Here is a 25,844-nt window from a genome sequence, read left to right as displayed (position 1 = left end):
AATCAGGCCGAAGGTCTCGGCAATGATTCTCGAAGGTCTGGTGGAGAAGAAGAGGTGGAGCGAGGAGACTGGCCCGGCAGCTGATGCCGCCGGGCCATTGCAGGTCACCGGGCTTAGTAGCCGGCTTCCTTACAGGTCTTGATGATCGCCGCAGCGACCTTGTACGGATCCGCGTTGGACGCCGGACGACGGTCTTCCAGGCGGCCAACCCAGCCATCTTCCGGGGTGGTGATGGGGATACGGATAGAAGCGCCGCGGTCGGAGATACCGTAGCTGAACTCGTCGATCGCCTGGGTTTCGTGGCGGCCGGTCAGGCGCTGGTGGTTGTCGGCACCGTAAACGCTGATGTGGCGCTCGATGTTCTTGCCGAATTCCTCACAGATCTTGGTGAAGACTTCTTCCTTACCTTCTTCACGCATCGCGGTATTGGAGAAGTTGGCGTGCATGCCGGAACCGTTCCAGTCGGTGTCGCCCAGAGGCTTGGGATGCCACTCGATCCACAGGCCGTATTTCTCGGCGGTGCGCTCGAGCAGGTAGCGGCCCAGCCAGATCTCGTCGCCGGCGCGCTTGGCACCCTTGGCGAAGATCTGGAATTCCCACTGGCCGGCGGCCACTTCGGCGTTGATGCCCTCGACGTTCAGGCCGGCTTCCAGACACATGTCCAGGTGCTCTTCGACGATGTCACGGCAGAAGGCGTTCTTGGCGCCGACCGAGCAGTAGTAAGGGCCCTGCGGGTCGGGGAAGCCGCCGGCGGGGAAGCCCGGCGGACGGTCGGTCTTGGAATCCCACAGGAAGTATTCCTGCTCGAAACCGAACCAGTAATCCTCGTCGTCCTCACCTTCCATAATGGTGGCGCGGCCGTTGGAGACGTGGGGAGTGCCATCGGCGTTGAGCACTTCGCACATTACCAGGTAGGAGTTCTTGCGATCCGGGTCGGGGATGACCATGGCCGGCTTCAGCAGGCAGTCGGAAGCGTTGCCCTCGGCCTGCTCGGTGGAGCTGCCGTCGAAAGACCACATCGGACATTCTTCCAGGGTGCCGCCGAAATCTTTGCGAACCATAGTTTTGCTGCGCAGGCTTTGGGTCGGGGTATAGCCGTCCAGCCAGATATATTCCAACTTACTTTTCATCATGCATTTCTCTGTTGAATGGATTGCGGTGGTTTCTAGGGCACCGGTGTGGGCCGTTTCGCTCTAGCGCAGATGAATAGGCAAAAATTATTCCAATTTTTTTGGCCTTGTCCCCTATGGTGCATAAGTATTCACATGAGGGCACAACCCGCGGTTTCCGGGCGCTCTGGGAGTGGCGGGGGTATTGGGGTGTAGTGAAGGTGTCTTGCAGTGCACCATAAAGGTGCGAACCCTGAGCTGGGGGGCTTTATTTTGGTGCTCTACGGCTTCCCCAGGGAGGACGCGGCGAACGCTGCCTTCAGCCCGCTTGCGAGTCACCGGCCTCGACGACGATGGCGGTGATATTGTCGTGCCCGCCGCGGTCCAGGGCCAGGTCAATAAGGTTCTCCGCCACCTGCAATGGCGTGCCGCGGTGCAGCAGCGAGGCCACCTCGGGCAGCGCCATGTGCCGGTACAGGCCGTCGCTGCACAGCAGGTAGCGGTCGCCGGGTTCCACCCGGTGATAGCAGACGTCCAGTTTCAACTGGCGGTGCGCGCCCACCGCCCGGGTCAGTACGTTGACCGAGGCGTGGGTGTCCCGTTCTTCCGGTGTCAGCTCGCCCCGGGCGTGCTTTTCCTGGGCGACGGTATGGTCCTCGGTGACCTGCTCCACGGTGTGGCCCCGCCAGCGGTAGATGCGGCTGTCACCGGCCCACAGGAAGAAGGCGTGGTCGCCGAACACCAGCATCGCCGCCACCGTCGAACCTGAACGCTTGCCGCGAAATGCCGTGCGGCAGGTGTCATTGACCGCCGCCATGCGTGCCTCGATATCGCGAAGGCAGTCGGCGACAGTGTGCCCCCGGGTGAAATTCCCGAATTCGCGCACCACCGCCTTGCTGGCGAAGTCGCCGCGGTTGAGGCCGCCCATGCCATCGGCGACTACCCAGAGGCGTCGCTCCGGCGCATCGAGAAAGGCGTCCTCGTTGATGTGGCGGACCCGGCCGACGTGCGTGCGGCTGGCGCTGTGCCAGGCGATACCGGTGGTAGTCGCGTCGTCGACGATATCCTCGCTGGCGAAGCCGGCTTCGATTTCGGCGAGGTCTTCGAGACTGATCCGCGACATGGTTTCCGGTGGCCGGGTGGGTAGAAGGTCAGAGGCTGCCCGCAGGCGCCTCAGTCATTTTGCCAGTTTTCACGCAGGATGCGAACGACATCCTCCGCGGATCCCGGCCGGCGCAGAGGGTCCTTCTGCAGGCAGTCCATGGCCAGGCGGGCGAGGATGTCCGGTACGTGCAACCTGCTCACCGAGCGCGGGTCCGCCGGCGTCTCGGTGCGGACCTGCTGCAGCAGCACCTGGACGATATCACCCTGGAAGGGGGTCTGTCCGGTGAGCGCCTCGTAGAGCAGCGCGCCCAGGCTGTAGATGTCCGAGGCATAGCTGATATCGGTATCCCGGTCGATCTGCTCCGGCGACATGTACATGACCGTGCCCTGCAGTTTGCCTTTGCCGGTCATGTCGATGCCGATGTCGGGCACGCTGGCGGATTCGGTTTCGTCGTCCACCGACATGTCGCCTTCACCCGGTGCCTCCCGGTGCCAGACCTTGGCCAGGCCCCAGTCCAGCAGCAACACCTCGCCGTAGCGGCCGATGAGGATGTTCTCCGGTTTTATGTCGCGGTGCAGCACGCCCTTGTGGTGGGCATAACCCAGGGCGTGGGCCACCTGCACCAGCACGTCGACCAGCTGGGTCAGGTCGTAGCGTTCGCGGTAGTTGAACACCTCGCGCAGGGTGTAGCCGTGTACCAGCTTCATGGTGAAGTAATAGTGCCCGCGGTTGTCGCGGCCTATCTCGTAGGTTGGCACGATGTTCGGGTGCTGCAGGCCCGCCGAGATACGCGCCTCGCGCAATAGCCGGCGGTTCTCGATGGGGTCGTTCACGAACTCCGGGCGCAGGCTCTTGTAGCAGATGGTGCGACGCAGGTGCAGGTCTTTGCAGGACTTGATCAGCGACTTGCCACCGGTGGCGATGGTGGAAAAGTACGCGTAGCGCGTGCGCGGGTTGAGCTTCTCGGGCAGGGGCGCGTCGGTGTCTTCCGCGTAGAGCGGTTCATCCGCCGCCCGGTGCTGTGGAAATTCGAGCATGGGTACTCCGTCGGTGCGCGCTTGCGCTGCGGGGTGGGCGCTGTGGGGGCAGTATACTGAAAGCGCCTGAATTCTGTAGTGCCCGGGGGCGGGGCACTCGCCCGGGTGCGGGTGGGGTTGCCACGCCGGTGGAGGTTGGCCGGCAACCGGCGCAGCGAAGCGTGAGGCTAGCCTGCTTCCGACGTCTCGTTATCACCGGCCGCGAGTGCGCCACATTGCGCGGCGGACTCGGTACCGCGCAGGAAATACTCCTCGCGCGGCTGGCAGTCGCTGCAGGACCTATCCGTGCCTGTAGAACAGACCGGGAGACGGACGATATCCGGCGGCACCTGGAAGCGGTGCTCCGGCTTGGTCAGCAGCAGCCGGCGCATGATGCGGTTCCAGATGGTGGATGCGCCGAGCTGGCCCGAGTGCAGGTAGCGCATGGGCGAGCCGTCGTTGTTGCCGATCCACACCGCCGCCAGCCGGTCAGTGGTGTAGCCGATCGCCCAGTTGTCGCGCAGCAGGTCGGTGGTGCCGGTTTTCACCGCGACCTGGTGGCCGGGAATGCGCAGGTCCAGCGCCTGGCCCAGGGTCTCCTCGCGAGCCCGGGAATCCGAGAGGATGTCATTGATGAGGAAGGCCACTCCGGGTGCGAAAGCCTGCTCGCCCTTGCAGCCCGCTGTGCTGCTTACACATTCCCTTGCGTAGATGCGCGCGCCGTCGCGGTCGAAGACTTCCAGGATGGGGTCGGGCGCCGCCGGGTAGCCGAGGTTGGGAAAGGTGCTGAACAGCTGCGCCAGGTCCAGCATCCGCACTTCGCCGCTGCCCAGGGTGAGGGCGTAGCGGTAGGGGTTCTGGTCTCTCCAGGAGTGGATGCCCAGGGTCTCCGCCTTGGCGATAAAGCGCGGCACGCCGATCTCCACCAGCTGGTTTACCGCGGGAATATTGCGCGAGCGCGCCAGGGCCTGGCGCAGGGTGATCTCGCCGTCGAATTCGTAGTCGATGTTACGCGGCGTGTAGGCGCCCTCGTCTGGCACCTCGAGTTCGATGGGCTCGTCGGTGTAGATGCTCAGCGCCGTCTTACCGTCCTCCAGCGCCATGGCGTAGGTGAGCGGCTTGATCGTCGAACCCGGCTGGCGCAGGGCGAGCGTCACGTTGACCTCACCGTCTTTCCCGGCGTCGAAGTAGTTGACGCTGCCGACCATGGCGAGAATCTCGCCGGTACCTGGCGCCGTGACCAGGGCCGCGCCGTTGCCCACCCAGTGGCGGAACATCTCGGCCACCCCGTTGGAGACTATCGCCTGTACATCCTCCTGCAACTGCAGGTTCAGCGTGGTGCGGATGCGCAGGCCGCCGGTGTCCAGCAGCGGCTCCCCGAAACGTTGGGTGAGCAGGTCGCGGACGTAGAGCGAAAAATGCGGCGCGCGCAGGGTCACGCGGCGCTCGGCGAAGCGTAGCGGTTCGTGCAGTGCCGCCGTGTATTCGCCCTGGTCGATCCAGCCCTCGGCGAGCAGGCGCCCGAGCACCAGCCGCTTGCGGTACAGGTATTCCGTACTGCCGGTGCGGAAGGGGCCGTAGCGACTCGGCGCGCGCAGCAGGCCGGCGAGGAAGGCGCTTTCGCTGAGGGTCAGCTCGCCGACGTGCTTGTCGAAATAGGACAGGGCCGCGGCCTCGACGCCATAGGCAGCGCCGCCGAAGGCGACCTGGTTGAGGTACAGCTCGAGGATCTCGGCTTTCGAGAGCCGCCATTCCAGGCGCAGGGCGAGGACCAGCTCCCGCGCCTTGCGCAGCAGGGTCTTCTCGGTGCTGAGCACGCGGTTCTTGACCAGCTGTTGGGTGATGGTCGAGCCGCCCTCGAGCACACCGCCACCGCGCATATTGTTGCGCAGCGCCCGCGCCATGCCGGACAGGGAGAAACCCGGGTGGGTGTAGAAGTCGTGGTCCTCGACGGCGAGGATCGCCTGCACCAGGTGCTCGGGCACTTCTGAAAGGTCTACCGGGATGCGGTCCTGCTCGTCGTAGAAGCGGTAGAGCAGTTCGCCGTGGCGGTCCAGCAGCAGGCTTGAGGCCGGCGGGCGCGCAGAGACAATCTCTTCGGCGCTGGGCAGCCCGGGCAGCAGTACCGTGAGCAGGGCCAGGCAGGCCAGCAGCGGTACGGTGAGAATAATGAGGAAGCGGCGCTTCACGCCGGTGGGGTCTCCGCGAAGTAGGGGGAGTCAGCCTCCCCCGCAACGCGTAATGTGCGAACTGGCGGCCCCGATCAGAGCACCGGTATCCGGCAATCCACGTAACACATGCCATTGGCGCCGGTGGAGACCGTGGCGCCGGGCACACACTGCGGTGCGCCATCGAGGGGGCCGAAGTCGATATTCGGGCAGGATTCAGGCGGGATTACATCGTCGATGTCCTGGGGTACGCCGGAGGTATTTTCGAAGATGTTGAGGGAACCGTCGGTGATCGGCACAGAGCCGCCGGTGGGCGAGTCGATGAAGCTGAGGATGTTGCCACCACCACCGCCGGCGACAGCGTCGGAGACCAGCTGCGCGCCACCGATGCCGCTGGCACCTGCAGCCACCACCAGTACCAGCGCGGCACCACCCGCGCCGTGACGGGCAAAGCGACGCCAGGCGACAACCACCATGAGCAGGGCCAACAGCAGCAGGGCGTAGCCACTGAGGGTGGGTACCGCGTCAACAGAGGTGGGCGAGTAGATGATCTGCGCCGCGGCGGGATTGGCGACGAGGGACAGCGTAAGCGCGACAATCGCCAGTGGCTGGATGCTGCTGCGGTTCATTGGTTTTTCTCCTTGTTGGTTCCCCGGCCGGGCGGGGGAGGCTCTGGTCCCGAAAAAGGTTCTGGTCCCGACGAACAGGCCCCGAGCGAGACAAAAAAGATTCCCTCGCTAGCGCGTTCTGGTCGCGCAAGCTGGCTCGGTGGGTGTGGTCTGGTTCAACCGGAAAATAATACGCGGTCGCATAATAGACCACGATTGGAGATCCCGCGAATAGCCCGAAAGGGCCGGGTGGCCAGGTGATCAGTTACGCAGGTTCAGTGTGCCGGGCGGGTGTTCTGGTGGTGTCGGACACGATCGGGACCGGGGCGTACGAACTCTCTCCCGGGCTGTAGAGGCAGCCCGGTGACTGGAGGAGCGTTTGGGGAGTTGCGGATTGGGATGGTGCCCGGAGAGACATTCCAATAAATCGCATAAGCAATTGATATATATGAATAATGGGTGCGTGCTGGCATAGATATGCCCGCATAAGTGGCTCATTCGTATGAAGTTTGTGCTTTTGTATTGGGCCTACAAAGTAAAATATATAGCCAAATATTTTGTATAGGCTCCAATCATCTAATAAAATATTCCCGATTATATTTTGCATAGACCATGTCAAATCAAAATATTTGACCGATTATTTGGCTTTATATGGATACTTCAAAGTTTACTGATGAGCAAACCGGCCAATTAGTGACCGTTCCTGTATCAACAGGCAAAGACAGGGCCTTCGTTCCAAACCCCCTGTATCCCGATTGGCAGATCCCACAAGAAATATGGGCTCTATTGGCAGATGCGAAAATGGCTCTTGGGAGATTGGATGGTGTTGGCCGCAGGTTGCCAAACCCGGAGTTGCTGTTGTCCCCTCTTCGGAGCAGGGAGGCACTTCGATCGTCCAGTTTGGAGGGTACCTATGCCACGCCCAAGGAGTTGCTACTTTTTGAATTGGAGCCAGTTGTTCCGGCGACCTCGGGAGACAAGGCAAACGCGCAACTCGAAGTGTCTAATTACGGGAGGGCATTGCGGGAGGGCTTTAACGCGCTCCAAGAGTATCCGTTGTCGTTGAGTCTGATAAGGAACCTGCATCAGTGGTTATTGGAAGGTGTGCGAGGAGACGATAAGTCACCAGGCAAGTTTCGAGAGACACAAGTTCACATTGGATCGGGCAGGCGATTTATACCGCCCCCGCCCACTCACCTGTCCCAGTGCTTGCAAGAGTTAGATGCAAAATTGCGTCCGGAGGAGCAAGGTCAACGGGAGTATGACTCTTTGATCATGTGTTATCTGCTTCACTACCAGTTTGAAACTATACATCCATTTCGAGACGGAAATGGTCGCGTTGGCAGGCTTATTCTGGCGCTAACCACTTGGAAGTGGTGTGGCCTTTCTATGCCGTGGTTGTATATGAGTCCATTTTTTGAACGGTACAAGGACGAGTATATAAACAATCTATTTAATGTGAGCGCGCGTGGGGATTGGTCGGCCTGGATTGAATTTTGCCTGAAGGGCACCATAGTTCAGGCCGAAGATGCGATTGCCCGTTGTGACGCATTGATCTACCTGCGAGATGACTGGATAGCGAAAATTACGCAGGGGAACATCCGCCTGGTCACACTCATAGACAGCTTGTTTACCCGACCGATTTTGACCACTACGATCGTGCGGCAACTCACGGGCGTGTCTCAACCTACCGCGCAGTCTGATATTGATAAATTGGTTGAAGCTCAATTTCTTGTGCCGATTGATGGGACGCTCAGGCCAGTTGTCTATGCTGCGCCGCAAATTCTCGATATCGCCTATGGAGAACCAGCAGACATTTGAGAAGGAAATAACTCCTCCGGCCAGGACCCCCCCTGTTTTAGCTATGGGGGAGTGGGCATCTCCACAGAACTTATCTATCCGAGTGTGCTGTACGCTCTTGCCTTTGGCGGCCTCATTTCCTTCAAGACACTGGAACTGCACGCCTCAAGTGCTTTGCCTTGAGTAAGCCTGTTCCGCATTGTGTGTAGGCTGATAAGCCTGGCGTAAAGGGCCAGACCAAGTCGGTGGTTCTGAAGCCGACAGCTGAGGGTTTTCAGTATGTGATAGGGGAGGGGATAAGGTGGTGCCCAGAGACAGCTCCTGATAGGGCCATTAACTCATTGATATAAATAAGTTAGCTGCCTATTGGAAAGAGAAAATGCCCCCGTTTATGCCCCTGGCTTCGCAGGTTCATGCGCAATCACCTCGGTTCCTAGAACAGCGAGTTTCGCGTTTGGATCAACTTGGTCCATTATTGCTTTAAGCCCGCGATCAAATATCAGGTGCGCAAATGCCTTCCGATTGGGGTCACAATCGGTCGTATCGTGTAGGACATCTAGGGCCAAATCTCCATCTATTTCTATCCGCACTACGCCAATGTGTAGGCTCATTGGGGCTACCTTCTCCTGAATATCCAACCTGACTCTACCTAACAAGTCACCAGACCCCGCGAAAAATCTTCCCAATTCATGTGAGAGATAGTCGGAAAGTTTCATGATCCTAGTAGCCACAGACACTTGGGGAGTTGTGCTGGTGGCGGCATTCACAATTGCTTGGGCCGAGGTTGCCTTTCGCAAAGCTGCAACATGAAACTGATCTGGGGTGACGTTGATGTCACTATGTGTCGCGGCAATGATGAGAGTTGGTGTGAACCGAACTGTAGAGTGTGGTTCTGGATTTTGCACGTAGGTTGGCGGAGATGAGACCAATTCTGCTATTCGGATTTTTGTAACCCCGGTGGGTGTTTGAAGACCGAAATCGACTTCCTGCAATTCGCAGCGTACGCCAGGCCCGAAATTGTCGTCGTGGACGTACATGACACTGACGGCGGAGTCCAGTAAAGCAGGAGACTGAGCATGATTTGGTGCGCTTTCTTCTCTAAATGCGGTTATGCAAATTAGATGACGTTGTGCAGGATCATTTTCATAATTACCGACTACGGCTACAGGGTATCCTGACCTTATAAAAGAGGCGCAGGTCGCGGCAAATTTTGTCTTGCTGAAATATCCACCTGGTGCGTCCGGATTAGTTATGACTGGGGCGAGATCATGGGCAAGAATCGCCTCAAGCATTTGCTCGATTTTTAGCCCTGACTGCGGAAATGGTCTGTTCCCCAGCGAGGAGTTAAGATGTGCGGCGCGAGTTATATCTGCTGTAGTCGGGATGGCGTGGACATCGTCGAAAGCAGAGGAGTGCAGTAGGGTCCATATTCCTATTGTCGCGCAGGCGGATACTCCACGGTCTTGTTGTTGCCACGCCAGTCCTTCAACTCTCAGTTCCAATCCTGCAAGATGGCAGGTGTAGGTTCTCGCCGGTGTATCGATTCTCGTTGGTTGTTGATTCCCCTGTGGGTAGTGCCTTAGGACGGTACGGCCAAATGGCGCCGCCTCAAGGGGGCGTAGGATAATGTATCCAATGTAGGAGTCGTTAAAATGCTTTATGGCGCCTTTATCGTCAGATAGAGCGCGCTCCAGCAGGTCCCTACAGATCTCTCCGGAGTCGAAAAAATGAACCCTGCGACAAATATTTTTATAGCCCCTGGCGCTTGTGCCATAAAAAGCGGCAAATTCGTCCAGGTAATCGCGGTCAAAGTAGTTTGGCTCGACGATGAGCGTTTTCGCTCCGATGCCAGACAGGTAGGCTTTGATGTAACTTTTGTGTTGGAGGTGGTCGGGTAATTGGCTTATCGGACACGTCTTATCACCAAACGCAAAAAATTCCAGGGCTTGCGGCTGGTGCATGCTTATCTGATGAGTGGCTTTGGACTTCTAGGAAATGATGAAATTTAGGCACTCTTCATCAAAGCGTGACTGGAAAGGCAAAAGCTGCCCATCGTCGGCAGGAGTATTCACAATCTCAGAAGTACCTGCGCCCTGATTGATGCCGTTTTCTTCTATTAGCACCTCTAATTTTGTAGAGCCGCTTTGATATGTGGCTTCCCAAACTGACTTGGCGCGATCCATCGATTATCTCCCGTAATGGCGCGGGGCTTTTAGCGCATCCTTTCGACTAAGTCAAATGTTTCCCCGTTACGTATAACACAATATGAATTTTGACTATTAAATTCAAGGCATTGGGGTCACAAAATGAAATATAACCCTGGGTTATATGAGGTCCAGGTTTGTTGAGTTTTCTGAGTGTTGGCGCTGTCAAGCTGCCCATTGAGCTGCAACTAGCTCTGCTTGTCGAAGAATGGTTTCTGTAGCCACCTCCGCTTTATCAGGCGGATACCCATGCTTTTTCAAGGTCCGCTTTACCATAACCTTCATTCTCGACCGGGCGGTCTCCTTGACCGTCCAGTCGATAGTGGCGTTCCTGCGCACCTGTTCAACAAGATCGTGAGCAATCTCGCGTAGCTTCTCATCGCCCAAAATCGCGACGGCGCTGTCGTTCCCCTCCAAGGCGTCGTAGAAGGCCAACTCATCATCAGTCATCCCTAGCTGCTCGCCTCGCCGGTCAGCAGCTCGAATTTCCCCGGCCATCTCGATTAACTCTTCGATGATTTGTGCCGCGGTGAGCAGGTTGTTCTGGTAGCGGTTAATTGCGCCCTCAAGCATCTCGGAGAGCCTGCGGCTCTGCACCATGTTGCGAGTCGAGCGGGTACGGATCTCGTCCCCCAGAATCTTCTTGAGTAGCTCCAAGGCGAGATTTCTGTGCTGCATCCCCTGGATCTCGGCCATGAAGTCGTCAGAGAGGATGGAGATGTCGGGCTTCTTAATGCCGGCTGCGTCAAAGATGTCCACCACCTGATCAGATACAACCGCCTCGTCCACTAGCTGCCTGATGGCAGTATCGATCTCTTCTCTGCTCCGGCCGTTCCCCGGCTCGAACTTGGCCAGCCTGGCCTTCACCGCCTGGAAGAAGGCTAACTCGTCCTTGATGTCCATAGCGGCCTCATCAGGCGCTACGAGGGCGAATGCCTTGGAGAGCAAGGTGACTTCCCGGGTGTAGCGGTTCTTGCCGTCCTCCAGCCCCAGAACGTACTCCTCAGCCTCCAGAATCAGGCTCAGCTTGGTCGAGGTGTCGGCGGTGAAGTAGCGGCGATAGTCGAAGCCGGACAGCATCTGGTCCACCACCTCGAACTTCTCCTGCATTGCTGCGATGGCCTCGCCGATGTCCAGGGTGGGCTTACCCTTGCCGCCGCCCTCGGTATAGGTTGCCAGGGCTCGTTTAAGGTCCGAGGCGATGCCAATGTAGTCCACCACCAGGCCGCCGGGCTTGTCCTTGTACACCCGGTTTACGCGGGCGATGGCCTGCATCAGGTTATGGCCCTGCATGGGCTTGTCCACGTACAGGGTGTGCAGGCAGGGGGCATCGAAGCCGGTAAGCCACATGTCGCGGACGATCACCAGCTTGAGCGGATCGGCCGGGTCTTTGAGGCGCTCGCCGATAGCCTTGCGGACTGCCTTGTTGTGGATATGGGGCTGCATGGCCTGTGGGTCGGAGCTGCAGCCGGTCATGATGACCTTGATGGCGCCCTTGGCATCGTCCTCGTCATGCCAGTCTGGCCGCAGGGCCACGATAGCCTCGTACAGCGCCACGCAGATACGGCGGCTCATGGCGACTACCAGCGCCTTGCCATCAAAGATTTCCTGCCGCCCCTCGAAGTGGGCCACCAGATCCTGCGCCACGTTGTCGATGCGCCCCTGCTGGCCGACGATGGCCTCCAGCCGGGTCCACTTGGCCTTGGTCTTGGTGCCCAATTGCTCAAGGTCTTCCTCGCCACCGCCATAGCCTGCGGCGTCCTCCATGATCTGGTCGAACTCCTCGTCCAGGTGCTCGCGCTGCTCCTCGCGGATCTGCACTTTGGCCAAGCGGCTCTCGTAGTAGATGCGTACCGTGGCGCCGTCTTCCACCGCCTGAGCGATGTCGTAGACGTCGATGTATTCCCCGAACACGGCGGGAGTGTTCTTGTCATCCAGTTCTACCGGTGTGCCGGTAAAGCCGATGAAGGTGGCGTTGGGCAGGGCGTCGCGGATGTACTTGGCGAAGCCGTAAGCGGTCTTCTTGCCGATGACCTTGCCGCTCTCGTCGCGGATGTCTACTTCACGGGCGGAGAAGCCGTACTGGCTGCGGTGAGCCTCGTCGGCGATGACCACGATATTGCGCCGGTCGGAGAGCAGCGGGAACAGCGCCTCTCCCTCCCGGGGGCCGAACTTCTGCAGGGTGGTGAAGATGATGCCCCCGGAGGCCACCCGCAGCTTGTCGCGCAGGTCCTCACGCCCCTCGGCCTGCACCGGTTCTTGGCGCAGGAGCTGGCGGCTGGCGGCGAAGGTGTCGAATAGCTGGTCGTCCAGGTCGTTGCGGTCGGTGAGGACCACGATGGTGGGATTGTCCAGTTCCAGCACCAGTCGCCCAGCGTAGAACACCATGGACAGGGACTTGCCGCTACCCTGGGTGTGCCACACCACCCCCGCCTTGCGGCTTCCCTCGGTGTCCGCGGCATGCAGGGTGGAGGTGACTGCTTTGCGCACGGCGTAGAACTGGTGGTAGGCGGCGAGCATCTTCACCGTCTCCACGGTGGTCAGGCCGGTTGCCGGGTCCTCCTTGCTCGAGCGGGCAAACACGATGAAGTGGTGTATCAGCTCCAGCAGGGTAGCCGGGGCCAGCGCAGCGCTGATGAGCGTCTCAAGCTGGCCGACGTGCTTGCCGCCCTCTGAGTCATCCTCGGGGGCCTTCCAGGCCATAAAGCGGCTGAAACCGGCGCTGAGTGAGCCCATGCGGGCCTCCAGGCCGTCCGACACCACCAGCAGGCCGTTGTAGGTGAACAGGCTGGGGATGGCGTTCTTGTAGGTCTGTAGTTGCTCGAAGGCGGAGCGCAGGGTGGCATTCTCGTTGGCAGCGTTCTTCAGCTCCAGCACCACCAGCGGCAGGCCGTTTATAAACAGGATAAGGTCCGGGCGTTTGTTGGTGTTGTTCTCGACGATGGTGAACTGATTGACCACCAGGCGGTCGTTGGCCTCAGGGTTATCGAAATCCACCAGCCAGACCTTCTCGCCGCGGGTTTCACCGTCCTGCTGGAATTCCACGTCCACGCCATCGGTGAGGAGCTTGTGGAAAATCTCGTTGGCGGCCAGCAGCTCGGGGGCGTGGGTGCCCAACACAGTCTTTACGGCCTGTTCACGGACCTCTTCGGGAATGTCGGGGTTGATGCAGGCCACCGCAGAGCGCAGTCGCTCGGCCAGTACCACATCGGCGTAGGATGACCGTTCGGGGTTCTCGCCATCGTGGGCAATGTCAGGGCCGTGGCGGTAGTCGTAACCCAGCTCAATGAGACGCTCGATAGCGAGTTGTTCTATGGCGTCTTCGTTTAGCATGAGTCTGATCTCTTAAGTTGAGGCATGTAACGTGGAAGAAGTGTTGACACTGAATGAAACAATTTGTGTTATATATCAGGCAGTTATGAGCCTCTTCTCTTAGCTCTTCTCTTAAAGCATTGCTTATTTTTACTGATTTAAGAGTACCCACCGAGAGTCTTTGTGAGTTCCTTCGTTACGGATAACACCACCTTTCCTCAGCTCTGAAAGCAGGTTACCTACTTTGTTCTTCTTCTGCTTATCCGTCATTACATCAGGTAGTTTGTTCCACAGCAGCTCGTCGATCTCAGCGCGACTTAACGCTCCGTGTTGCGCAATTGCCTTCCGTATTAGGTCGAGGTAATACTGCTTGTCGAATCCCTTGTTTCGGGTGTAATTGGCTTTCTGTCCGACCTGTTGCGCTACCTGCTTGGCGATATAGTAATTCGGCTTTCGCCCTTCGATGAGTTGACGAGCCTTAAGTGCCTTGGCTTCATTTTCACTAAGTCTTTGCTGCTTCTGTACTTTATCGAGGGCGATGATCTCTTCGAGGCTGAATTCCCCGTGGGTGGCCAGGAGCCTGGCATAGTTCATGTCCAGCACCTTGCCAGTAAGAGTGACCTTTACGCGATTCTCGGAGAGGTCATAGTCGGGAAGGGGGAAAAAGCGTTGCCGCTGGTATTGAAATAATTTGCGAATGCCGCCCCCGGCAGTGTCGACCATCTTCAAGTTGAACATGGCATTGGCAAGAAATCGGTTGCGGTAATGCTCCTCCGGGGCATCTTCCATGACGACTCGGTATACATCGCCTGGGACAAAACTGCCGAGATTAGTAAACACCAATGATTCTTCGTTTTCGATGACGTTGATACGTCCCGCGAGAGTGTAGTCCTGATGGGCGATACAATTGTTTACAGCTTCGCGAATGGAATATGGCTCGTATTGGTCGATTTCCTCCGGGAACAAGGTACCCTCTCGCATATAGCGGTACTTGAGATTCCGGATGCGAGCAAACAGTTTGTCCACCGCCAACAACATAGGCATACCAAAGAGCGCGTAGTCGCGCTCGCTACCGTCACGGTCGCGTAATACCCAGCGTATCTTGATCTCGGCGGGCGAAAGAAAGTGCTCTGCTTCCTCCCGGCCGAGTAATATCAGGGCAGTGCGGGTAATTTTACCCTTGATTGTTAACTTGGCCTTGTTGAGGAAGGTGCTGTCGTCCCAGTTGCTGACCTCCTCAGCTTTGTCCAGAAATTTGCTTTTGAAATTCTCTCGAGCAACCCGAAGTGCTTGGGGGTCGAGATCATCGAACTGAGCATCGGAAACAATAGCGGCGCTCCAGTCAGTAACGGCAGATTGACTGCGGATTCGCTCAATTTCCTCGATGCCGAGGGGTCCAAGTGATTCACCGTCACGTCCATAATAGTGGCCACTAAACGCTACCGGCAATCCTTGAGGTGCCGCAGGTATCTCAAAAAGAATTACACGGCCTTCGGGTAGCTTCAGATCGTGAATCTGCCTGAAAGTTATTCGGTTCGTTGTCTTATCTGCGATTTCTTGCTTTAAAGATTCCTGACTCTTTCTGTTTGGTCGGTAGTTGGTTCCGACTACTTGCTGAGAATTATTTACCCCAAAGACAAGCCAGGCTTTATTGAGCCCCATCAAATTGGCTTCATTACTGAGAGCGGAAAAATATTTACCCAGTTTGTCGAAGGTGTAGTCGTTTTTTGCAGTCTTGAATTCAATAACTTCATTCTCTGAAGACACCGACAGCAGTTGTCGAAATTGAGATTCAATACCCATATCAGGCTACTCGGAGCTCGCCGGACATGAGTTTGGGGAGGAGGGTGTCGCGAAGATTGGACAAGGTGCGAACTTCACGACTATTGAGGAGCAATTTGGTGAAAAGCGGTTCAACGATTTGGTCAAACTGGGTGAGAACTGCCTCGTCTACAAAAAGAAAGTCCAATCCCTTTACGTCGGATGAGTTGATACCAGGGATAGCTGCCTTTGCACCTCTATGCCGAAGCTCCTCAAGTATTGGGTAGCTGCTGAACCAAAGATAAAGATAGTTCTGGTATATCGATTTTTTGGCCTGTAGGCGGAATACGTGTTCATTCAGACAAGCTGTTTTGTATGGAAAGTCTTCACCAAACATACTTATTCTGGCGTCGAAGCGACCGGGGGTACCTCCATCCTTGTAGATCAACACGTCCCTATTTTTGACAATACCCCGCCGCATTTTCGAGAAGTATTCTTCTGGGACATACTTCGTTTTGGCGTAGTCGTACTCTCCAATACGAGTAATACTTTCGGCCCCTATACTGGGGATGCCATCTTTGTATTGACCCACGCCACCCGCTGGCCTGCTGCCTGTTTCCAGTTCGGCGATCAACTGTTCGAGCTTGCCGATTTTCCACCCCACCGGAATCTCCCCCATCTCCGAGGGCTGCATGGTGCCGCCGTTCGACTTGTAATGATTGCCGTTTTCGTCGGGGAACTCGAAGTCCACGAACCAGTGCTTGAACAACGTCTGGGCGATGGCTTCCAGGGTGCGGTTCTGCTTGCGGTTGAGTTCGATTTTTTCGTCGAGGGACGAGGCCACCTCCACGATTTTAATCTGGTCCTCCATTGAGGGGCGGAAAACGGACAGGTCTAATAGTTGATCAGTGTTTAATCTGCCGGTTCCATGTCCTGCTGAATCAACAATTCCTTGTAACTTGTGTTTATTGCCAAGTAGTAGATAAGGGATAAATTCATTGCTGATCCCCTTTTTTGGCATTACGGCTTTAACGTCTTGATTGAAGGCGGCCTCTCGACTTACGCGGCAAATCGGAATGTTGTTGTGTAGCGTCATTCCTCGCGTTAGTAGTAGTGTTGTGCCAGCAATCACTCTATTCGCATTTGATGCGCCAACTTCGGTCAACCTATCTTCGGAGTTGGAGACCCAGTAAGTCTTCATATCTTTAGCACTTATCCAGGGAAACTCACCATTCCAAAATTCGGGCCTGGCCTTTGAAGGTGTATTGCCCGAACGCAGTTTTACACAGTCTCCTAACGTGACTGATTCGTACTCACTCATAAAGGAATGCCAACTTTGTTCAGGCTTGCTGTTATACGAGCATCGAGTGCGGCACTCTCCTCAATCTGCTCGCCGAGTTCAGCTGCGAGTTTGGCCATCTTTTCCTCGAACGGTATGCCATCATCTTCCTCGTCAGGAATGCCCACGTACCTGCCTGGCGTCAGCACATGGTTGTGCTTCAGTACCTCCTCCAGTGAAGCGGCCTTGCAGAAACCCTTCTCGTCCTCATACCCACCATCCTTGTTGCGCCACGCATGGTAGGTATCAGCGATGCGAGCGATGTCCTCGTCGGCGAAATCCCGGTTCCGGCGGGTAATCATCTCGCCCATATTGCGGGCGTCGATGAACAACACTTCGTTCTCCCGGTTGCGGAAGTTGTGGTTCTTGCGGTCCCGGGAGATAAACCACAAGCAGGCCGGTATTCCGGTGTTGTAGAACAACTTGTCCGGTAGAGCCACGATACAGTCAACCAGCTTGGCCTCGACGATGGCTCTGCGGATGTCGCCCTCACCGCCGGAGTTGGAGGATAGCGAGCCGTTGGCCAGCACCAGCCCCAGCGTCCCGGTAGGGGAGAGGTGGTAGATCATGTGCTGCATCCAGGCGAAGTTGGCGTTGCCGGTGGGCGGCACACCGTACTGCCAGCGGGGGTCGTCGCGCAGCAGCTCGCCGGACCAGTCGGAGTCGTTGAAGGGCGGGTTGGCAATGATGAACTCGGCCTTCATGTCCTTGTGAGCGTCGTTGAGGAAGCTGCCCTCGCCGTTCCAGCGCACGTTGGAGCCATCGATACCGCGGATGGCCAGGTTCATACGGCACAGGCGGTAGGTGGTTTGGTTGGACTCCTGGCCGTAGATGGAGATGTCGTCGATGCGGCCCTGGTGGGCCTCAACCAGCTTCTCGGCTTGCACGAACATGCCGCCGGAGCCACAGCAGGGGTCATAGATGCGCCCCTTGTAGGGCTCCAGCATGTTCACCAGCAGTTTGACGATGCTGACGGGGGTGTAGAACTGGCCGCCCTTCTTGCCCTCGGCGGCGGCGAACTCGCCTAGGAAGTACTCATACACGCGCCCCAGCAGGTCCTGGCTCCTTGCCTTGGCGTCGCCCAGGGCGATGGTGGCGATCAGGTCGATCAGGGCGCCCAGGCTGGCCTTGTCGAGGTTCTGGCGGGCGTACTGCTTGGGCAGCACCCCCTTGAGGGTGGGGTTCTCCTTCTCGATGGCCTCCATGGCCTCGTCCACGTCCTTGCCTATCTCGGGGAGCTTGGCGCGGGCCTGCAGGTGGCTCCAGCGGGCATTGGGGGGCACGAAGAACACCCGCTCGGCGCGGTACTCATCAGGGTCCTCGGGGTCGGCGCCCTCGTACTCGCCCTCACCGGCCGACAACCTGCCGTGCAGTTCCTCGAAGGCGTCGGATATGTACTTGAGGAAGATCAGGCCGAGCACGATGTGCTTGTACTCGGCGGCGTCCATGTTCTTGCGCAATTTATCGGCGCTTTTCCATAGGGTCTTTTCTAGAGGTTCGGATACCTTTTCTTTCTTAGTCGCCTTAGGCATAGCAGGTGATCAACTCTTTTCATGTACTCGAGGTGTCCGGCATATCCGATCAATATGGGCTTCCGGATAGGAATGTGACAGTATCAGAAAAGTGACTGTGGTTGCATGACAAGAGTGTGCAGGAGGCAGGGTGGAACTGATTCGAAATTGCATGCTTAAGTTCAGGTGCCCTTTGAACTGGCGAAACCTCGGACTTACCGAAAATCCAAAAGTTCGACACTGTAGTGATTGTGATCGAAGCGTCTTTTTGGTCGAGACGGAGGAGGATTACAAGAGGCACGCCAGTCTAGGAAATTGTATTGCGCAGAAGGTCGACCTGGTAGGCGGAGACGAATATTTGCTAGGGGAGCCGGCCTTGCTGAAGTATTGAGAACCTCTATTGATTCACCCCCCTCCGTATGCACTCCTCAAACCAACACCCCCGGTTCGAAAGGTGCTGCATGAAATAGAGGAGCTCGTACGGACAATCTCTCTCCGTCGAATGAGCTTGATTCAACTGGCTTCGAGTTAGCATTGGTCAGCATTTCTGTTCTATTGAGATTTGCTCAGTGTTCCGCAGTATTTGAAAGCTAGGCTGGGTAGTTTGTCCTTGAGCCATAGCGTCAGGCCAGCTGTGCCCAACCAGTTGGGCACCTCGATACCGTATTTTTCCCATACCAATGCCAATCCGCCCTCTAAGTTTAGTAACAGCTGACTCAGGAGCCCGATCTACTGTTTAGTGCGGTCTGCCGTCATATTCAGCCAACCATTCATCCGTAGTTTGGTTTTCAGGGGTGTTGGACCTGTAGTTTTGAGATTGACCAAGCCATTCACCCGGAGAATCCCTCATCCCTTCTAAGCTATCTACCTTTGCTCCGCAGGGATGAGCTCCCGCACCTGAAAGCTCGTCAACTGCATGATTTATAAGTAAATTTCTTCTCCTCTTGTCCGGAGTGCTTGTCTGGAGTTTGTCGGAAAAATGTCCACCTGTTGTTGAAATGTTGTCCGACACTTCATCGTGATTGTTTGAATGCAGAATCTCCCAGTGGCTCAGTGAAAGAGGTGAGAGGGTATCTTTATCCAGGCGGTTTGCGACTGAAAGGCGGGAGACAAACACTAGCGGCTTGAGCTTTGTCATGTAGTCGTGAAAGGATGAAAGCCTTCGGGGTGTTGGAAGTCCGGTTCGGTTCCAGAACAGTAGGAATTTTGAGCCCTTCTGGACCCGGAAATGCCCTGGTGGGAGTGGTGAGTCCTTTTTCCCATGCTTGGTGGTTCTGGCGCGTGAAATTTGTACATTGAATATGGTGTAAGCATCAGCGCCAGTTAAAAGCTCTCTGAAGCTCAAATTCACACCCGGATAGCGGCCCTCGCAGTTTTTCCGCACTGTACATGACAAGTATTGATAGGCCGTGATTTGGCATCGTTCTACAATCTGGAAGATTAGATCAGCTTCATGCTCATGCGCCCACAACTCTGGCACGGGCATGCCGCTGGAGGATTCAATGCAGAGGCGTCCTCGCTCTATCGATACTCGGTCTCCATGGCTCAGCAGTTTTTCGAGCAGGTTCGGCCTCTGCGATATTTGACTAGTTACTTTTGAGCCAAGAGTATCTGGGGTGGATCGGTTCGAGGGCAATCGTTGTGACCCTATGCGGGGGTGGTCATGCCTCCTCATGTCGGCTCTCCTCCCTTTCTCGGCTGCTTCAAGCACAGAGTCGTAGGTTTCTGAGCCACAAGCTGAGCACTAATCATTGTGTAGAATCCGTCGAGGGGTCTGTGCTCAGATCCAACAGCAGTTGTCTGACATCTTCCGCGCGCCAAACAGTCGTTCTGCTACCAAGCTTTATTCCTGGAGGTGCCTTTCCCTCCTTTACCCATTTCCACCAAGTGGACCGCCCGATGCCGAAGAAGGGGTAGATTTGCCTATCGCGAAGTAGGCCTGTTTTAGGCAGGTCGTCGTAGCTTGGGATTGTGGTGGTGCGTTCTGATCGGGATACGGCTACTGAATTGTGCACGTTGGCTCCTAGTCATACCGGTTAGTCGGTGACTAGAAGGTGACATTAGGGATAGTCTCCCTAGCAAGTATCCCTATTTCCCTATTTTGTCGGGATAGTGGAGGCACCTTGTTTAGGGAGTGCTGAGATTCGCCCATCTTTTTTCAAGCGCTCCCAGGCTAAGTCGAAGACCTTTTTGGTGAAAAATAATTGGCCAATCTTTTGGTCCTGAAGGAGGTTTCTTGCATCCTTTTTTACCCACGGTCCGCCTTCCCATGGGGGTAGAGCGCCTGGGTTATGGCCAAGCTTGCAGAGAATGTGAAGAATAATGTCTTCTTGGACCCGCATGCGGGGTCGGTGATTTATCTCTAGCCCATCGAGCAGCTTGTGGAGACTACAGGGAGTGGTCGATTCAGGTTTATCATCATGGAGCGATGTGAGTATCTCCTTCGAAATATTGTCAGTATTGATCGAGTTGGGGAGATTTGCTGACTTCGAGCCAAAGCTGTTGTTTGGGTTCTCCGACTTATCCGAGTCTCCGACAGCGTCCAAATCGCGCCTACCCGGCAATTGAGAAATAGCCAGTTCGATTTGTTCGCTGTACTCGAGCTTGATTGCTTCGAGCTGCAGCTCATATTCAGTTAACCTATCTTCCTTCTCCGCCAGATCAGATGCATTGTTAGCGGGAATGCGCTGCCAGCAGGCGATACTATCGCGAATTTCTTGCTCGCGTCGAAATAGATCTTCCCAGTCAAAGCTTGTAGTCATTTTCTCTCGTAAGTTCAGACAGATTTCTGCCCAAAGTCCCCGACTAGAATATTTTCCTGTCTTGCACCCTGCTTCAGCAGGTCGAGATAGTCTGCCCACTTCTGCATCATTTCGGTCCTTTGAGGCAGATGCTTGGTCCTGTTGTAAGCGCGCCCAAGAGAATCCCTGACTTGATGTGCGAGTTGATGCTCAATCCATTCCAGGCGAAACCCAAGCTGTTCATCCATCATGGTTCGGGCTGAAGCGCGAAAGCCATGGGCGCAGTGCTGGGATTTGGTGTCGTATCCGAGTTTCTGAAGTGCGCTGTTGATCGTAGCGGGACTCACGTGCTCCCGCCGCCGCCTGGCGTTTGGAAAGACGTAAGGCAATCGTCCCGTGAGTGGTTCCAGGTCGCGCAGGATAGCGATGGCCTGCAGGCTGAGAGGGACCACATGTTCCTGGCGCATCTTCATTTTGCTGGCCGGGAGGTTCCATGTGCTCGCTTTCCAGTCTATCTCCTCCCACTCCATGGAGATCATCTCACCCGGGCGCTGGAAGAGGATCGGGCAGAGCCGAAGTAAGCAGCGGACGACATGTGACCCCTCATATCCTTCAATGGCGAGGAGAAGCTTGCCGAATGCTGCAGGGTCAACTATCGCGGGTCGGTGCTGGGTGCCTTTGGGACTCAGTACACCCTGAAGATCGCTAGCCGGATTCGCGTCGACCCGGCGGGTCTGTTTCGCATAGCGGCAGATTTGATTGAGGACTTGCCGAGCGTTATGTGCGGTTTCGATTGCACCGCGGTCTTCGATTCGTTGTAGGAGAGAGATTAGATCGGAGGTTTCTACGTGGTTGATGGGGGTGGATCCCAGCCACGGGTATATGTCGTTCCGAAGGAGGTTCTCGCGCTTCTTGGCGGTGGACTCTGCCCATGTGGGTCGCTGTTTTTTGAGCCACTCACCTGCCACCGACTTGAATGTGTTGTCGGCCTCCCACTCCTCCTTGGCCTTCCGGGAGCGCCTGACCCGGCCAGGGTCGATCCCCTGCCTCAGCAGGCGCCTGGCGTCGTCTCGCGCGTCTCTAGCCTCCGCCAGGGTGACTTCGGGATAGACGCCGTGTGAAAGCCGCTTCTCCTTTCCGGCAAACCTGTACTTGTGACGCCAGTATTTGGACCCGGTTGGATGGATCTCGAGGTAGAGCCCGTTCTCGACTGCGAGACGATAGATCTTTTCCTTCGGTTTGGCGTTTTTTGCCGTCGTCGCGGTGAAAGCCACTCTGCCTCCTGGTGGGGGCATAACGAGCCGCATTTTGGGCCTATGCCCCCGGTTGTGCCCCGGCGGTGGTTGGCCTGTATCGAAGAATACGTGGACCAACAGGCACTATGTTACAGCCTAACCTGCTGTTACCAAGAAGTTTTTCAGATTTTTGTGAACTAACGGAGGAGGGGGTGTGGTGCCCAGAGACAGAATCGAACTGCCGACACGGGGATTTTCAATCCCCTGCTCTACCAACTGAGCTATCTGGGCATGGTCGCGAATCGCGAGAGGCGCGTATTAAACCCGCACGGGGGCGGCGAGTCAAGGGGGCGCGCAGGGCCCCCACAAGGTCCCTCGTAAGGGCTCTCGCAAGGACTCCTGTAGAGCCTCACTCAGAGGGCGGTACGTAGCCCTCGGCGGTGTCGTGCTCCTCGCCGGCGAAGAACTTCTCCATCTCCTCCTGCAGGTACTTGCGGGCGTCCGGGTCGACCAGGGACAGGTGCTTTTCGTTGATCAGCATGGTCTGCTGCGCCTGCCAGTCCTGCCAGGCCTGTTTCGAGACGTTGTCGAAGATGTCCTGGCCCTTGGGGCCGGGGTAGGGCGGCGCGTCCAGCCCTTCCATTTCCTGTTGGTACTTCCTGCAGAAGACGGTGCGGGCCATGGGTTACTCCTTTGCCTTGGGTGATTTTCGTGTCCCGGCCGCCGGGCTGCTACCGGTGGCGAGCTGCCGCAGCAGGTCGACGACCGGGGCGGCGAGGCCGATCCTGGGATTTTCGCGCACGTTATACCAAAGCTGCCGGTCGGCTTCCATGACGGCGGCTGCCGGCGCGGGTACGTGCAACAGCACCGGCTGGATATCCAGGTGGTAGTGGCTGAAGGTGTGGCGGAATTCGTGCCAGGCCTCGATGCTGCCCGGTTCGGCGCCGAACACGTCAAGGCACCAGGCGGCGGGGTCGCGCTCGCCGGCCTCCGGGAAACACCACAGGCCGCCCCAGATACCGGGGGCGGGGCGTTTTTCCAGCCACAGTTCGCCCGCCGGGTTGCGCGCCATGAAAAAGCGCGTGTTGCGCACGGGCATGGTCTTGCGGGGCTTCTTGCCCGGGTAGGCGCCGGGGTTGCCCTGCTCGCGGGCGACGCAGTCCGCGGCCACCGGGCAGTCTCCGCAGCGCGGGGAGGAGCGCGTACACAGGGTGGCGCCGAGGTCCATCATCGCCTGGTTGTAGTCGGCGTGGCGCTCGCGGGGGGTGAGTTCCTCGGCGATCTCCCACAGCGCGTCGTGCACCGCTGTCTTTCCTGGCCAGCCTTCGACGGCCCGGTGGCGGGCCAGCACGCGCTTGACGTTGCCGTCGAGGATGATGCCGCGCTGGCCGAAGGCGGCGGCGAGGATGGAGCCGGCGGTGGAGCGGCCGATACCGGGCAACCCCGCCAGGTCCTCCAGCGAGGCGGGAAACTCGCCCGCGTACTCGTCGCGTACCACCTGCGCGGCCTTTTGCAGGTTGCGCGCCCGGGCGTAGTAGCCGAGCCCGGTCCAGTGGTGCAGTACTTCGTCCTGCTCCGCGTTGGCCAGCGCGTGGACGTCCGGAAAGCGTTGCAGGAAGCGCTGGTAATAGGGGATGACCGTCTTCACCTGGGTCTGCTGCAGCATGATCTCCGACACCCACACCCGGTAAGGATCGCGGCTGGCCTGCCAGGGCAGGTCGTGGCGGCCGTGCACGTCGAACCAGTCGAGGACGCGGCGGTGGAAGGCAGGGCGGCGGGGCATGTTCAGGTCATTTGTCTCGGGGCGTACAGGGTAATTCGGGTCGCCGCGGGTTGCCAGTGGCGCTCCCGCCGCCGCAGTGTACTGCCGCCCCCATTCCTCTATAATAGCGGGCCTTTTTTCAGGGGCGGCCGCTGGCCGTCCCGGGCGAATCCCTGGAGACCCCCAATGGCTGAGCGCAAGGCCACCCTGGAACGCAATACGCTGGAGACGCAGATCTCCATTAGCGTGAACCTCGACGGCAGCGGCAAGGCGGAGCTGGAAACCGGCATCCCCTTCCTCGAGCACATGCTCGACCAGGTGGCGCGCCACGGCCTGTTCGACCTTGCCGTGAATGCGAAGGGCGACCTGCACATCGACGACCACCACACGGTTGAGGACATCGGCATCACCCTGGGCCAGGCCTTTGCCGAGGCCGTGGGCGACAAGCGCGGCATCATGCGCTACGGCCACGCCTACTGCCCGCTGGACGAGGCGCTGTCGCGGGTAGTGATCGATTTCTCCGGCCGCCCCGGCCTCACCTTCAACGTGGACTTCACCCGCGCCAGCGTGGGCGGCTTCGACGTGGACCTGTTCATGGAATTCTTCCAGGGCTTCGTCAACCATGCCCGGGTCACCCTGCACGTGGACAACCTGCGCGGCGAGAACACCCACCACCAGGCGGAGACCATCTTCAAGGCCTTCGGCCGCGCCATGCGCATGGCGCTGGCGGAGGACCCGCGCATGGCCGGCGTCACGCCCTCCACCAAGGGCGTGCTCTAGGCGCCCGGCATGAGCAGCGGTAGCGTCGCCGTCATCGATTACGGCATGGGCAACCTGCACTCCGTGGCCAGCGCCCTGCGTCACGTGGGCGCCGGCGAGGTGCTGGTCACCTGCGACCCGGAGGCCATCCGCGCGGCGGACCGCGTGGTGTTTCCCGGTGTCGGCGCCATGCGCGACTGCATGGCGGAAATCCGCCGCCTGAAGTGCGATGAGATCCTCGCCGAGGCCCTGGTGCAGCAGCACAAGCCGGTGCTGGCGATCTGCATCGGCATGCAGGCGCTGATGGATTCCTCCGAGGAAAACGACGGCGTGCCCTGCCTGGGACTGGTCCCCGGCACAGTGCGCCACTTCGGCAACCCGCTGGTGGCCGCCGATGGCGAACGCCTGAAAGTGCCGCACATGGGCTGGAACGCCGTCGACCAGGTGCGCGAGCACCCGCTGTGGGCGGGCATCGAAAACGGCACGCGCTTCTACTTCGTGCACAGCTACTACGTACATGCGCAGGACCGCGAGCTGGTCACCGGCGCGCTGCACTACGGCGTCGATGCCGACGCGGCGCTGGCCCGCGACAACCTGTTCGCCGTGCAATTCCACCCGGAGAAAAGCCACACGGCGGGCCTGCAACTTCTGAAGAACTTCATCGAGTGGAACGGCAAATGCTGATCATCCCCGCAATCGATCTCAAGGACGGCCAGTGCGTGCGCCTGCGCCAGGGCCTGATGGAAGACAGCACCGTGTTCTCCGACGACCCGGTGTCCATGGCCAAGAAATGGGTGGACGCCGGCTGCCGTCGCCTGCACCTGGTAGACCTCAACGGCGCCTTCGCCGGCACGCCAGTGAACGGCGAAGTGGTTACCGCCATCGCCGCGGCCTACCCGGGCCTGCCAATCCAGATCGGCGGCGGTATCCGCACCCTGGAGACCATCGAGCACTATGTAAAAGCCGGGGTGAGCTACGTCATCATCGGCACCAAGGCGGTGAAGGAACCTGAGTTTGTCGCCGAGGCCTGCGCCGCGTTTCCGGGCAAGGTCATTGTAGGCCTGGATGCGAAGGACGGCCTGGTGGCCACCGATGGCTGGGCGGAAGTCTCGGAAGTCAAAGCCACCGACCTGGCGAAGCGCTTCGAGAGCGACGGCGTATCCGCCATCGTCTACACCGACATCGCCCGCGACGGCATGATGCAGGGCGTCAACGTCGAGGCCACCCTGGCCATGGCCCGCGCCTCGTCGATCCCGGTGATCGCCTCCGGCGGCATCACCAACATGGACGACATCCGCGCACTGAGCGCCGTGGCCCGCGAGGGCATCTGCGGCGCCATCACCGGCCGCGCCATCTACGAGGGCACGCTGGACGTGGCGCAGGCGCAGAAGCTCTGCGACGAGGCTGCCTAGAG

General features: G+C 58.1%; 21 protein-coding genes and 1 tRNA gene. 4 read left to right on the top strand and 18 right to left on the bottom strand.

The features are described 5' to 3' along the window. Nucleotides 1–113: 113 nt before the first annotated feature. The 5 genes from E4634_RS14075 to E4634_RS14055 all read right to left on the bottom strand — a co-directional run bounded on the left by E4634_RS14075 (nt 114) and on the right by E4634_RS14055 (nt 6,027). Complete coding sequence (locus tag E4634_RS14075) at nt 114–1,130, bottom strand: glutamine synthetase beta-grasp domain-containing protein (RefSeq protein ID WP_206046903.1); 1,017 nt, start codon at nt 1,128–1,130, stop codon at nt 114–116. A 298-nt stretch (nt 1,131–1,428) separates the two neighbouring features. Continuing rightward, nucleotides 1,429–2,232 (bottom strand): PP2C family protein-serine/threonine phosphatase, encoded by an 804-nt coding sequence (locus E4634_RS14070; RefSeq protein WP_135444961.1) that lies wholly within the window; start codon nt 2,230–2,232, stop codon nt 1,429–1,431. A gap of 50 nt (nt 2,233–2,282) precedes the next feature. Next, the gene (locus tag E4634_RS14065) at nt 2,283–3,251 is read right to left on the bottom strand and encodes a serine/threonine-protein kinase (protein WP_135444959.1); all 969 of its coding nucleotides are present in this window, start codon (nt 3,249–3,251) and stop codon (nt 2,283–2,285) included. A 167-nt stretch (nt 3,252–3,418) separates the two neighbouring features. Beyond that, nucleotides 3,419–5,419: a transglycosylase domain-containing protein gene (locus E4634_RS14060; protein WP_135444957.1), complete on the bottom strand. Its 2,001-nt coding sequence runs from the start codon at nt 5,417–5,419 to the stop codon at nt 3,419–3,421. A 74-nt stretch (nt 5,420–5,493) separates the two neighbouring features. After that, the gene (locus E4634_RS14055) at nt 5,494–6,027 is read right to left on the bottom strand and encodes a midcut-by-XrtH protein (RefSeq protein ID WP_135444948.1); all 534 of its coding nucleotides are present in this window, start codon (nt 6,025–6,027) and stop codon (nt 5,494–5,496) included. A 630-nt stretch (nt 6,028–6,657) separates the two neighbouring features. Here E4634_RS14055 and E4634_RS14050 point away from each other — a divergent pair. Then, nucleotides 6,658–7,827 carry a Fic family protein gene (locus E4634_RS14050; RefSeq protein ID WP_135444947.1) on the top strand — a complete coding sequence of 390 codons (1,170 nt, stop codon included), beginning with the start codon at nt 6,658–6,660 and terminating at the stop codon, nt 7,825–7,827. Between the two features lie 368 nt (nt 7,828–8,195). Here the strand turns inward: E4634_RS14050 and E4634_RS14045 are convergent, their stop codons facing one another. The 13 genes from E4634_RS14045 to mutY form a co-directional block, all read right to left on the bottom strand. Continuing rightward, a complete protein-coding gene (locus E4634_RS14045) occupies nt 8,196–9,767 on the bottom strand; it encodes a hypothetical protein (protein WP_135444945.1) in 1,572 nt (523 codons plus the stop codon). A 27-nt stretch (nt 9,768–9,794) separates the two neighbouring features. Next, the gene (locus E4634_RS14040) at nt 9,795–9,989 is read right to left on the bottom strand and encodes a hypothetical protein (RefSeq protein ID WP_135444943.1); all 195 of its coding nucleotides are present in this window, start codon (nt 9,987–9,989) and stop codon (nt 9,795–9,797) included. Between the two features lie 186 nt (nt 9,990–10,175). Beyond that, complete coding sequence (locus E4634_RS14035; protein WP_135444941.1) at nt 10,176–13,343, bottom strand: type I restriction endonuclease subunit R; 3,168 nt, start codon at nt 13,341–13,343, stop codon at nt 10,176–10,178. Nucleotides 13,344–13,472: 129 nt separating this feature from the next. Beyond that, a complete protein-coding gene (locus tag E4634_RS14030) occupies nt 13,473–15,125 on the bottom strand; it encodes an RNA-binding domain-containing protein (protein WP_135444939.1) in 1,653 nt (550 codons plus the stop codon). 1 nt (nt 15,126) lies between these two features. Then, entirely contained in the window at nt 15,127–16,404 is a 1,278-nt protein-coding gene (locus E4634_RS14025) for a restriction endonuclease subunit S (RefSeq protein WP_135444937.1), read from the bottom strand. After that, entirely contained in the window at nt 16,401–17,954 is a 1,554-nt protein-coding gene (locus tag E4634_RS14020) for a class I SAM-dependent DNA methyltransferase (protein WP_135444935.1), read from the bottom strand. The genes E4634_RS14025 and E4634_RS14020 overlap by 4 nt, the downstream gene beginning before the upstream one ends. A 715-nt stretch (nt 17,955–18,669) precedes the next feature. Then, nucleotides 18,670–19,278 (bottom strand): hypothetical protein, encoded by a 609-nt coding sequence (locus E4634_RS14015; RefSeq protein ID WP_135444933.1) that lies wholly within the window; start codon nt 19,276–19,278, stop codon nt 18,670–18,672. Nucleotides 19,279–19,681: 403 nt separating this feature from the next. Beyond that, the gene (locus E4634_RS22075; RefSeq protein WP_206046889.1) at nt 19,682–19,948 is read right to left on the bottom strand and encodes a helix-turn-helix transcriptional regulator; all 267 of its coding nucleotides are present in this window, start codon (nt 19,946–19,948) and stop codon (nt 19,682–19,684) included. 81 nt (nt 19,949–20,029) lie between these two features. Next, nucleotides 20,030–20,695 (bottom strand): hypothetical protein, encoded by a 666-nt coding sequence (locus tag E4634_RS14005; RefSeq protein ID WP_135444932.1) that lies wholly within the window; start codon nt 20,693–20,695, stop codon nt 20,030–20,032. A 14-nt stretch (nt 20,696–20,709) separates the two neighbouring features. After that, entirely contained in the window at nt 20,710–21,948 is a 1,239-nt protein-coding gene (locus E4634_RS14000; protein ID WP_206046888.1) for a tyrosine-type recombinase/integrase, read from the bottom strand. Nucleotides 21,949–22,124: 176 nt separating this feature from the next. Then, nucleotides 22,125–22,200 (bottom strand) — tRNA-Phe (locus E4634_RS13995). A gap of 118 nt (nt 22,201–22,318) precedes the next feature. Continuing rightward, nucleotides 22,319–22,591, bottom strand: coding sequence for an oxidative damage protection protein (locus tag E4634_RS13990; RefSeq protein ID WP_135444928.1), 273 nt, complete (start codon nt 22,589–22,591; stop codon nt 22,319–22,321). A gap of 3 nt (nt 22,592–22,594) precedes the next feature. Continuing rightward, nucleotides 22,595–23,692: an A/G-specific adenine glycosylase gene (mutY, locus tag E4634_RS13985; protein WP_135444926.1), complete on the bottom strand. Its 1,098-nt coding sequence runs from the start codon at nt 23,690–23,692 to the stop codon at nt 22,595–22,597. A 165-nt stretch (nt 23,693–23,857) separates the two neighbouring features. On the opposite strand from mutY, the gene hisB reads away from it, so the two are divergent. Genes hisB through hisA form a run of 3 tightly spaced genes read left to right on the top strand, consistent with a single transcriptional unit; the run spans nt 23,858 to nt 25,842 of the window. Beyond that, nucleotides 23,858–24,451 carry an imidazoleglycerol-phosphate dehydratase HisB gene (gene hisB, locus E4634_RS13980; protein WP_135444924.1) on the top strand — a complete coding sequence of 198 codons (594 nt, stop codon included), beginning with the start codon at nt 23,858–23,860 and terminating at the stop codon, nt 24,449–24,451. A 9-nt stretch (nt 24,452–24,460) separates the two neighbouring features. After that, nucleotides 24,461–25,114, top strand: coding sequence for an imidazole glycerol phosphate synthase subunit HisH (gene hisH / locus E4634_RS13975; protein WP_135444922.1), 654 nt, complete (start codon nt 24,461–24,463; stop codon nt 25,112–25,114). Further along, nucleotides 25,108–25,842 (top strand): 1-(5-phosphoribosyl)-5-[(5-phosphoribosylamino)methylideneamino]imidazole-4-carboxamide isomerase, encoded by a 735-nt coding sequence (gene hisA, locus E4634_RS13970; protein ID WP_135444920.1) that lies wholly within the window; start codon nt 25,108–25,110, stop codon nt 25,840–25,842. The genes hisH and hisA overlap by 7 nt, the downstream gene beginning before the upstream one ends. The last annotated feature ends 2 nt before the right edge of the window (nt 25,843–25,844 follow it).

It is taken from the genome of Mangrovimicrobium sediminis (assembly GCF_004745945.1).
Taxonomy (GTDB): Bacteria; Pseudomonadota; Gammaproteobacteria; order Pseudomonadales; family Halieaceae; genus Mangrovimicrobium; species Mangrovimicrobium sediminis.
Note: the sequence above shows the minus strand (reverse complement) of the source record. Positions and strands in the feature narration are given on the sequence as shown.